This window comes from Bacillus sp. 7884-1 (genome assembly GCF_002272245.1).
Lineage (GTDB): Bacteria > Bacillota > Bacilli > Bacillales > Cytobacillaceae > Neobacillus.
Genome location: NZ_NPDD01000301.1, coordinates 1 through 10,501, shown reverse-complemented (window position 1 = coordinate 10,501; position 10,501 = coordinate 1). Strand labels below are relative to the sequence as shown.

Genomic DNA, 10,501 nt, shown 5'->3' with positions numbered 1-10,501 from the left:
GTGAGTGGGTTTGTCCTTCTTGTGGCACACATCACGATAGAGATATTAATGCAGGACAGAACCTTAGAGATGAAGCAATACGCATCTTAACCGTAGGGACTACGGGGTTAGCCTAATCAATTAGAAGCCGATAGGCTTCTGTACTTAGGAATCTCCCACTTCAAAAGACCCGTAAGCAGTGTTAAGTGGTGAGTAGTTCAAGAATCTTCCTCGAAAACTAAATCATTACTCCTTAGTGTCATTAATTCATGTTTGTCAAAGCTATTCTGCAACAAAAGCCGCATAGCTTGAGCGCGAATGGATTTTTCAATTATATTACGAACATATCGGCCATTCGAAAAGCTATTGGGATTGAGCACGGATTTTACCCAAATTAAATGATCCTTTAGTTTTTTCTCTGCACCATGACTCAAACTATATTCTCGTTCATCAAGCATCCGGGCAGAAATTTCCATCAATTGATCAATTGTATAATTCGGAAAATCTATGACTAAAGGAAAACGGGAGTGCAGCCCTGGATTTAAGGTTAAGAAATAATCCATCTCCCGGGAATACCCTGCCAAAATGAGGATAAATTCATGCTGTTTGTCTTCCATATGCTTGACTAGCGTATCAATCGCTTCTTTTCCGAAATCCTTTTCCCCGCCGCGGCCTAATGAATAGGCTTCATCAATAAATAGTATTCCACCCTGTGCTTTCTTAATTAAGTCCCGTGTTTTTTGAGCCGTATGACCGATATATTCTCCCACAAGGTCGGCTCGTTCTGCCTCAATTAAGTGCCCCTTAGTTAGCACGTTCATTTTTAAGAAAAGCTTGCCAATTAATCTGGCAACGGTCGTTTTCCCTGTCCCCGGATTGCCTTTAAACATCATATGAAGGGCTTGCTTCCTTGCCTTCATGCCCACTTCTTCCCGTTTTTTATTCACGAATATCCAAGCATAAATTTCTTTTATCATTCGTTTCATTTCTTCCATACCCACTAATGCCCCGAGCTCGTCTTCGATTTCTTTTAAAGCGGCGTGCTCCGGGGGAATAACCTTTGGAACAACTTGAGGAATAGGAAGCTCTTTTGTTAATGACTTTCTCTTATGGGAGTTGAGCGATACTGTTATTTGTCCATTACTCTTCATGCGAATCGGTTGATCCAAAGCCTTCACCTCTCATTCTGCAAAGCAATCTCCTTCATTTATGTGTATTCATCCAATTACCTTTTCATTATAAAAATAAAAAAGAGCCCATAGATTTCATGGGCTCAAGTCATTAGTAAAGGTTATTGCGCATCCAGGTCAAGCTGAACATTTCTTTGCGGTGCAAAGGTTGAAATAGCATGCTTGTAAACCAATTGCTGTTTTCCTTCTGATTCAAAAAGAACTGTAAAATTATCAAAGCCTTTGATTTGGCCTCTCAATTGGAATCCGTTTAATAAGAATACCGTTACATGAGTATTGTCCTTGCGGCACTGGTTTAAAAATTGGTCCTGAATGTTGATGGTGGTTTTCATTTGTATATCCTCCTCTTTTATCTCTACTAATATGTATTCGATTTTACTTGTAGCTTTCCTTCAACGTACTGTGAAATTTCAGTTATTTTTTTTGACAAATTTGAGACATTTGTCATGTCAAACCATTCTACATCCATTTTGTTACGAAACCAAGTTAGTTGCCTTTTTGCATAGCGCCTTGAATTTTGTTTTAAACTTTCAACTGCGTCTTGATAACTAACCTTTCCATCTATATAATCATAGATTTCTTTGTAGCCAATTGCTTGAATAGATTGACAATCTCTGACTCCCTGCTTGTATAATCCAGAGACTTCTTCGAGGAGCCCTTCGGATATCATTATCTCAACACGAGTATTAATCCGTTCATAAAGCACTTCTCTATCCATGGTTAAACCAATAAGGGCGGTTTCGTATAGAAGGTCAGGCTGCTGATTAATTTGATATTCACTCATAATCTTACCAGTACAATGATAAATTTCAAGTGCCCGAATAACTCTTCTCACATTATTTGGATGAAGTTGTCTTGCACTTTCAGGATCTATCTTCGTTAATTCACGGTGCAGCGCCTCATTTCCAATCTCTTTTGCCCTCTTTTCAAGCTGCAAACGAAATTCCTCATCCGCAGGTGCCTCTGAAAACTGATAATCATAAATGACGGCTTGAATATAAAGCCCAGTCCCGCCGACGATGATAGGAAGCTTACCTTTCGAGGTGATTTCGGATATTTTCGCTCGTACAAGCTGTTGGAATTCCGCTGCTGAAAAACTCTCATCCGGCTCTTTAATATCAATCAAATGGTGGGGAATCCCCTCCATTTCCTCGATTTTTATTTTTGCAGTTCCGATATCCATGCCTCGGTAAATCTGCATGGAGTCGCCGCTGATAATTTCGCCATTATACCGTTTAGCCAGTTCTATGCTTAACTTTGTTTTTCCAACTGCGGTTGGACCAATAATGACTAATAACTTCTGTTTTAAATCCAATATTTTCACACTGCCCTTTTTTCATTATTTACGTGATGGTTCGAAAACCATGTCACACTAACATCCTAACATATATTTTAAAAGCAGTTGAACATCAAATAAGTATAATCAAAAAATAACCATTCTATGCATCATTTTGACAAAGATTTTATTTATTACATTTATACACGAACTAATAAATTTACTTTACAATCTTACATTCCTATAACGATTCATTTACAAACACCTTCTTACCCCCAAGTTCGTGGTAGGCTTAATCGTAGCTTATTTTGTAGAAAGATGACTGGTCAAATGGCAGGTTGTCGAAAAATAGGGAAATTAGGTGAAGAAGATGTTATCAAACTTTGAGATTGGAATCGACTTAGGAACAGCAAATATATTAGTCTATAGTAAAAATAAAGGCATTGCAGTTAATGAGCCTTCTGTAGTGGCCATTGATACAGAAACAAAAAAGGTAGTAGCTTTTGGCATGGAAGCAAAAGAAATGATTGGAAAAACACCGGAGAAAATCATGGCAATCCGACCATTAAAGGATGGCGTGATTGCAGATTATGACCTTACCACTGAACTTCTAAAGCATATCATGAGAAAAGCTTCAAAAAAAATGGGCTTTGCACTTCGGAAGCCAAATGTAGTAATCTGCACACCTTCTGGATCAACAAGCGTTGAAAGAAGAGCTATTCAAGACGCCGTGAGAAATGCGGGCGCAAAAAAAATCCAGTTAATTGAAGAGCCGGTAGCAGCTGCGATTGGCGCAGGAATGCCTGTTGATGAGCCTGTAGCAAATGTAGTTGTTGATATTGGCGGGGGTAATACAGAGGTAGCGATTATATCATTCGGGGGAGTTGTGTCCTGTCATTCCATTAAAATTGGCGGAGACAGACTCGATGAAGAAATCATTCAATATGTCCGCAAGGAATATAATGTGTTGATTGGCGATAGAACAGCTGAAAATGTAAAAATGGAAATTGGATATGCGTTGGTCGATCACGAGGAGCTTCACATGGAAGTACGCGGTCGTGACCTTGTGACAGGATTACCAAAGACCGTTACCCTATCATCTTATGAAATTAGAAATGCTTTGAAAGAATCGTTATCTCATATATTAGAAGCGATCCGTGCAACACTTGAGGACTGCCCTGCCGAACTAAGTGGTGACATCGTTGACCGCGGTGTGATACTAACGGGTGGCGGTGCATTAATGAAGGGAATGGAAGAATGGCTAAGTCAAGAAATCTTTGTTCCTGTACAATTAGCAGAAAATCCGCTTGAATCCGTTGCAATTGGAACGGGACAAGCCTTGAAATACATGCATAAGCTGCCAGCTGCAGTGAGATAGATTGAAAAAAAGAGTGCTATTTTTAGCACTCTTTTTGCTATTTTCATCAGATTTTTAGTAACTCTGGCCTACTGCATTGACCAAAATGCTTTTTCTGAATGTTCCTCGGTCACTCTATGTCTATATATCACTTTGTTTTTTTCTCATATTATTGAAGTATAGGAATATCGGAAGTGGAATAACGATAAAGCCTAAACTTTTTATAATTTGATTTTTTGCATTTTCTCTTGCCCGGTTCTTTTCATCTTTTACCATTTGATCATATCTTTCACGAATTTCAGCATCTGTTAAGCTTTTACTTTCCTCAGTTGGAACTTTCTGATCATGGTAAACCTGCTTAAAATCTTCGAAGTTTTGATAATAACCTGGTGGACTTACTAAATCGGCCGCAGCCATAAAAATAGAGATTCCTCCCCCAATCACCATCATAAGTGTTGCAAACAGGACTAAATACGTATAAAGATGACGTATCACTGTCTCTCCCCCCATTTCTTTATTTTTCACAGCGTAAACGATTACAAAAATAATAATAACGATAGGTAAAAAAGTACTTAAGAGGCTAAAAATAACCACTACTCCACCTCCTTAAAATCTCCCTCATAGTGTAATTTTACACTATAATATAAACAAATATAAGTACCAATTATTAAATTTTTCAAAAAAAGTGCCCTCTTTTAAAAAAGAGAGCACCCTACATAACTCGTTTAAACATTTTCTCCATTTCATAAGACGAATAATGAACAATAATGGGTCTTCCATGCGGGCAGGTAAACGGATCTGAAGCGCTTCGTAAGTCATCGAGTAATGCCTGGATTTCATCATTGCGCAAATGACGGTTTGCTTTAATCGAAGCTTTACAACTCATCATAATCGCCGCTTCTTCTCGCAGCTTTTTAATATCGACTTTTTTCATCGATAGCAGCTGCTCGATCATTTCTTCAATCAGCTGTTTTTCCTCCCCTTTCGGGAACCATTGTGGATGAGAACGAACGATATAGCTGTTCATTCCAAATTCCTCAAGGAAGACTCCAACCTTTTCTAATTCCATACGGTTTTCATTTATCTTCAGATATTCATCAGTAGAATAATCCAATGTTATCGGAACAAGTAATTCCTGCAGCTCCGCATGAACTTGACCTACTTTTTCACGGAAATACTCATACTTCAATCGTTCCTGTGCCGCATGCTGATCAATAATATATAACCCATTTTCATTTTGAGCAAAGATATACGTACCGTGCATTTGACCAATTGGGTATAATCTTGGGATCCGGCTTTCCAGTTGATCGGCATTCGCACTTGATTCTGTTTCTACTTCTGTTTCACTTGATTCCATCTCTGGTGGTGGAGTGTATTCCCAACTATTCGGTATGGTTACCTCTTCTTCAACCTCTTTAGGAATCCAAGGTTCTACTTTCACCTTAAGAGCTGGGACTGTTTCCTGAATAGTGTTTGACACAAAAGAAGAATCCCATTTTATTTCTTTTCTCTCGGGAACTGGATTGGTTCTTTCATCAAGAATCAATGTAGTTTGCTCAGACTTAGCTACCTCTTTTTTCTCCTGGGTATAAGCAGTTGGAATCAAGATCTTCGATTTAAATGCATTTTTGATGATATCGGTAACCAATTCATTCAGTTCAGCCTCTTTACTGATACGAACCTCCATTTTAGATGGATGCACATTGACATCCACCAATAATGGGTCCATCTCAATATTAAGGAGAACAATTGGAAACCTGCCGATAGGAAGCAAGGTATGGTACCCTTCCTGAATCGCTTTTGCTAATGCATAATTTTTTATAAAACGACCATTGATCATTGTAGAAATATAGTTTCTAGATGCTCTCGTTACCTCAGGCATCGAGGCATATCCACTAATCTTATAATCAAGCGATTCCCCGGAAATCGGCACAAGCTGTTTGGCAATCGCCAGTCCATAGATAGACGCCAGCACTTGGCGAACATCACCATTACCGTTCGTTTGCAGCAGCTTACGTTCGTTATGAATTAAGCGGAATGCTACCTCTGGATGGGAGAGCGCCAGTCGGTTCACCACATCGGTAATATTTCCAAGCTCTGTATGAATGGTTTTCATATACTTTAAGCGTGCTGGTGTGTTAAAAAATAAATCGGTTATCGAAAGGTCCGTCCCGCGTCTGCTCGAAGATTTCTCAAAAACTTCAACCTTGCCACCTTCAATGACTACTCGATTTCCTGCACCCTCACCAGTTGAGGTCTTCATCTCCAGCCTTGAAACGGAGGCGATACTGGGCAGAGCCTCCCCACGAAAACCTAGAGTCTTGATACGAAACAAGTCATTTTCATTTTTAATTTTACTAGTCGCATGACGTTGGAAGGCGAGTAAGACGTCTTCTTCTTCAATCCCATTCCCATTATCCGTAATTCGAATTTTCGCAAGTCCTGCTTCTTCTACTTCAATTTCAATAACCGTACTGCCAGCGTCAATCGCGTTCTCTACTAACTCTTTTACAACGGAGGCAGGACGTTCGACTACCTCTCCTGCTGCAATTTTATTGGAAAGTGCATCATCTAATTGGATAATCTTACCCATACAAGTCACCTCCTAGAACTTAGTTCTTTAACTTTTTCTGAAGCTCGTACAACAGATTAATCGCTTGAAGCGGAGTTATATCTAGTAGATCAAGCTCTTTCATTTTATCTAAAACTTTCTTTTCTTTCGTAGATAATTCTTGCTTCTTTGGTTCTTTGTCTTCATCGAAGAATGACAACTGTGCAGGCTGTTCCTTGTTTTCCTTCACTTCCATTTTAACAGAAACGGATTTTACTTCGGGTTTTTCAAGTGCTGATAAAATTTCATTCGCTCGAAGAATTAACTCCTTAGGAAGTTCTGCTAACTGTGCAACATGAATTCCATAGCTCTTATCTGTTGGACCTTCTTTGATTTTATGAAGAAAAACAAGTTTTCCGTTATGCTCAATTGCACTAACGTGAATGTTCTTTAATTTCTCAAGTTCGCTTTCCAGGACTGTTAACTCATGGTAATGAGTTGAAAACAGTGTTTTCGCACCAATATGTTTATGAATGTATTCAATAATCGCCTGAGCGAGTGCCATTCCATCATAGGTCGAGGTACCGCGGCCAATTTCATCAAATAATATGAGACTGTTCTGGGTCGCATTGGTCAGTGCATTTCTAGCTTCAAGCATCTCAACCATGAATGTACTTTGTCCGGATATCAAATCATCCGCTGCCCCAATTCTAGTAAATACTTGATCAAAAATAGGAAGAACAGCTTCATCAGCCGGTACATTACATCCGATTTGAGCTAAAATGGCGGTTAACGCTATTTGACGCATATACGTACTTTTACCACTCATGTTCGGACCAGTGATAAGCAGAACTTCTCGCTCCGAATCCATAAAGCAGTCATTCGCTACATATTCCTGAGCATTAAGCACTTTTTCAACTACGGGATGTCGGCCATCCTTTAGAACAACTTTTCCTTCAGTTGAAAACTTCGGTTTAACATAACGACGCTCTTCACTCACTTGTGCAAAGCATTGAAGGACATCTAACTCACTAACCGCTTTTGCTGCAGCCTGCAGGCGAGGGATATGTTCTTTTACAATCTCGCGAATTTCAGTAAAAAGCTGATACTCAAGTTCTCCACTCTTTTCCTCTGCTTGTAAAATTAAATCTTCTTTTTCTTTTAATTCTGGAGTAATAAAACGTTCCGCATTTGATAAAGTCTGCTTTCGCTCATATTGCCCTTCTGTTAAAAGATGCAGGTTTGCTCTAGTTACTTCTATATAATAGCCGAATACACGATTATAGCCGATTTTCAAGGATTTAATCCCTGTCTTTTCGCGCTCTTCACGCTCAAGTTGAGCAATCCATGTTTTCCCGTTTCGGCTTGCATAACGGAATTGATCTAACTGTTCATTGTATCCGTCGCGAATCATATTTCCTTCTTTTAACGAAAGCGGTGGATTCTCAACAATTGCTTGTTCTAATAAGTCAGTGACTTCCTCGCAAGGATCAAGTGATTGTGCAATTTTATTTACTTCTTCATGCTCCATGCCAAAGAGAATTTGTTTTAAGAAAGGTATCTGCATTAATGATCGTTTTAATTGGACAAGGTCACGGGCATTTACGTTACCAAAAGCTACTCGACCTGCAAGCCTCTCCAGATCATATACTTCTGTCAACTTTTCGCGAAGCTCCTGGCGTTCAAAATACTTGTTCATTAGAACTTCAACAATGGTTTGACGGTGTTCGATGTCCTTACGAGAAATTAAAGGACGGTCAATCCAGGTTTTCAGTGCCCTGCCACCCATGGCAGTCATCGTTTCATCAAGCAGCCAAAGTAGAGAGCCTTTCTTCCCTTTTGAACGAATCGTTTCCGTTAATTCAAGATTCCGTTTAGAGTAGTAATCAATTTTCATATATTGATGAATTTGATAGGTTGTCACCGGTTGGAGGTGGTCAAGGCTTCTCTTTTGTGAACGATATAAATAATGAAACAGCCTCGCTGCACTTTGTTTTAGTTTGTCTTGATTGAGATTGTCTAAAAGATGTGAAAAATTCATATCTACTGAACTATTATCTTCGTATGAAATGGCGAGTACATCACGTTCCCGCATTTTCTTCTGCAATTCAGCTTCGAAGTCGTTCGCGACAACTACTTCCTTAGAGCTTAATACGGCTAGTTCGTTTAAAACTTCATCAAAATTAGAAGAGAGTTGAGTTACCTTGCTTTCACCTGTTGAAAGATCTGTATAAGCAAATCCAAATGTTCCATCGCCAAAACAGGAAATAGAGGCAATATAGTTATTTTCCTTATCCGATAACGACTTGCCTTCCATTACTGTACCAGGTGTAATAAGCTGGACAACTTCCCGTCTAACCATGCCTTTGGTTTGTTTGGCGTCTTCCATTTGCTCGCAAATAGCCACTTTATAGCCTTTTGAAATAAGCTGTTCAATATAGTTAGGGGCTGAATGATAAGGAACCCCGCACATCGGAATTCGATCCTCACTGCCACCTTCGCGGCTCGTTAAAGTAATCTCTAATTCTTGCGATGCTTTAATCGCATCATCAAAAAACATTTCGTAGAAATCGCCTAAGCGAAAAAATAAAAAGGCATCTTGATAATCTGCCTTCACGGTTAAGTATTGCTGTATCATCGGCGTATAACCAGCCATAATGACCCCCACGTTTTAATTATTTCGAGTATCTTCGACAAACTATTATATCATATTTCAGGTAAACTTAGATTAGGTAGAAATTTCTTTTATCCCGTAATGGTCGGGAATGGAACATACCCGCATATAAATCATAGTAACAAAGCGAAAAGGGTGATTGATGATGGGCTGGTTTGGAGGAAATGTTAAGGAATATAATTTCGAAATGTTTTCTGTCAGCCATTTTGTGATTATAGCCCTTCTTTTTCTAGGTTCGTTTTTTATATTTATAAACAGGGATAAGATTAAGGATAAAAAATGGAGAAAAGCAGAGGTAGGAGTAGGAATCTCATTAATCATGATAGAAGTTAGTTATCATCTTTGGATGGTTGTAAATCATATGTGGGATGTCAGTCATGCGATTCCATTAGAATTGTGCAGTATCAGCCTCATATTATCGGTACTATTATTGTTAACGCGAAAAAAAGTTATTTATGAAATTTTATTATTTACAGCATTATTAGGTGCTTCTCAGGCGATATTTACCCCATTGTTAAATTTTAATTTCCCTCATTTTCGCTTTTTTCACTTCTTTTATACACATTTAATGATGATTTGGGTTGTCTTCTATTTTACTTGGGTAAAAGGCTATAGACCAACTATATGGTCCGTTGTAAAACTCTTTGTCTTTTTGAATGTCTTAATGCCGATTATCATGCTTATTAATAAGGCAGTCGATGGTAATTATATGTTTTTGAGCCATAAACCCAATAGTGCCAGCCTATTAAACCTTCTTGGTCCCTACCCATGGTATATCTTATCATTGGAATTTTTATTAATAACCCTTAGTCTCGTCGTGTGGTTAATTTTTAGAAAAAGGCGGTAAAAGGTAGAAAAGGTAATTATATATTGACCTTTTACGTTTAACTATTTATAATAAGTAACGTTCCTAATAAATGTGTCCCGATAGCTCAGCAGGATAGAGCAACAGTTTCCTAAACTGTAGGTCGGAGGTTCGAATCCTCTTCGGGACGTTTAAAAACCTTGCCAAATCAACCTTTTTAGGTAGTGCAGCAAGGTTTTTCATTTTATCTAATTCCTTTTTGCCGCAAATGTGCCGCAAATGGAAAAGCATTAAAAATAATGTTGCCTCTTGAATGGGAAACCATTTAGTCTTTTGGGATTTGCAATTAAGACTGTTAGTTGAGTACTACTCACGTTTAATTGATTTGTTTATTAAACAGCAATTATAAAAACCCTAGAAGCGTTGATATAACGCAGTTTCTAGGGTTTTTTATTTTTACTCTGCTTAGTAGAATATTGTTTTCTCTCCTAAAGAAATGGGGGGAATTGGGGGAAGTTTTTAGCTAAATTATTCAAGTGGACAGACATATACTGCTTTGATATTATCCTACTAACAATAGTCTACATACGAGTTTTTAGGAACGAAATAAAAAAAAGAAAAGGTCCTGGTAATCTCAGGACCTAATCGATGTTCTGTAAAGGAATCGAA

Annotated in this window: 9 protein-coding genes and 1 tRNA gene; 4 read left to right on the top strand and 6 right to left on the bottom strand. The window is 38.5% G+C overall.

The window, feature by feature from the left end; translation table 11 throughout:
- Window positions 1-116: zinc ribbon domain-containing protein (locus tag CHI06_RS28545; protein WP_142301045.1), on the top strand; the 116-nt coding region annotated here is incomplete at its 5' end.
- An 81-nt stretch (window positions 117-197) separates the two neighbouring features.
- Here CHI06_RS28545 and spoVK read toward each other — a convergent pair.
- The 3 genes from spoVK to miaA form a co-directional block, all read right to left on the bottom strand.
- Window positions 198-1,148: a stage V sporulation protein K gene (gene spoVK, locus CHI06_RS28540; RefSeq protein WP_095252003.1), complete on the bottom strand. Its 951-nt coding sequence runs from the start codon at window positions 1,146-1,148 to the stop codon at window positions 198-200.
- A 122-nt stretch (window positions 1,149-1,270) separates the two neighbouring features.
- Entirely contained in the window at window positions 1,271-1,501 is a 231-nt protein-coding gene (gene hfq, locus CHI06_RS28535; RefSeq protein WP_034672853.1) for an RNA chaperone Hfq, read from the bottom strand.
- A 26-nt stretch (window positions 1,502-1,527) separates the two neighbouring features.
- The gene (miaA, locus tag CHI06_RS28530; RefSeq protein WP_095252005.1) at window positions 1,528-2,484 is read right to left on the bottom strand and encodes a tRNA (adenosine(37)-N6)-dimethylallyltransferase MiaA; all 957 of its coding nucleotides are present in this window, start codon (window positions 2,482-2,484) and stop codon (window positions 1,528-1,530) included.
- A 331-nt stretch (window positions 2,485-2,815) separates the two neighbouring features.
- On the opposite strand from miaA, the gene mreBH reads away from it, so the two are divergent.
- The gene (mreBH, locus tag CHI06_RS28525; RefSeq protein ID WP_095252002.1) at window positions 2,816-3,823 is read left to right on the top strand and encodes a rod-share determining protein MreBH; all 1,008 of its coding nucleotides are present in this window, start codon (window positions 2,816-2,818) and stop codon (window positions 3,821-3,823) included.
- 120 nt (window positions 3,824-3,943) lie between these two features.
- On the opposite strand, the gene CHI06_RS28520 is transcribed toward mreBH, so the two are convergent.
- The 3 genes from CHI06_RS28520 to mutS all read right to left on the bottom strand — a co-directional run bounded on the left by CHI06_RS28520 (window position 3,944) and on the right by mutS (window position 9,009).
- A complete protein-coding gene (locus tag CHI06_RS28520) occupies window positions 3,944-4,396 on the bottom strand; it encodes a hypothetical protein (RefSeq protein ID WP_095252001.1) in 453 nt (150 codons plus the stop codon).
- A 118-nt stretch (window positions 4,397-4,514) separates the two neighbouring features.
- The gene (gene mutL / locus CHI06_RS28515) at window positions 4,515-6,395 is read right to left on the bottom strand and encodes a DNA mismatch repair endonuclease MutL (RefSeq protein WP_095252000.1); all 1,881 of its coding nucleotides are present in this window, start codon (window positions 6,393-6,395) and stop codon (window positions 4,515-4,517) included.
- A 19-nt stretch (window positions 6,396-6,414) separates the two neighbouring features.
- A complete protein-coding gene (mutS, locus tag CHI06_RS28510; protein ID WP_179292823.1) occupies window positions 6,415-9,009 on the bottom strand; it encodes a DNA mismatch repair protein MutS in 2,595 nt (864 codons plus the stop codon).
- A 160-nt stretch (window positions 9,010-9,169) separates the two neighbouring features.
- Here mutS and CHI06_RS28505 point away from each other — a divergent pair, with 160 nt between their 5' ends.
- Complete coding sequence (locus CHI06_RS28505) at window positions 9,170-9,874, top strand: YwaF family protein (RefSeq protein WP_257009507.1); 705 nt, start codon at window positions 9,170-9,172, stop codon at window positions 9,872-9,874.
- 74 nt (window positions 9,875-9,948) lie between these two features.
- Window positions 9,949-10,022: transfer RNA gene (locus tag CHI06_RS28500), tRNA-Arg, on the top strand.
- Window positions 10,023-10,501 lie beyond the last annotated feature (479 nt).

Coding starts and splice junctions, on each gene's coding strand:
- hfq (WP_034672853.1), bottom strand. CDS start 1,501: ATGAAAACCACCATCAACATTCAGGACCAATTTTTAAACCAGTGCCGC.
- mreBH (WP_095252002.1), top strand. CDS start 2,816: ATGTTATCAAACTTTGAGATTGGAATCGACTTAGGAACAGCAAATATA.
- mutL (WP_095252000.1), bottom strand. CDS start 6,395: ATGGGTAAGATTATCCAATTAGATGATGCACTTTCCAATAAAATTGCA.
- mutS (WP_179292823.1), bottom strand. CDS start 9,009: ATGGCTGGTTATACGCCGATGATACAGCAATACTTAACCGTGAAGGCA.
- CHI06_RS28505 (WP_257009507.1), top strand. CDS start 9,170: ATGATGGGCTGGTTTGGAGGAAATGTTAAGGAATATAATTTCGAAATG.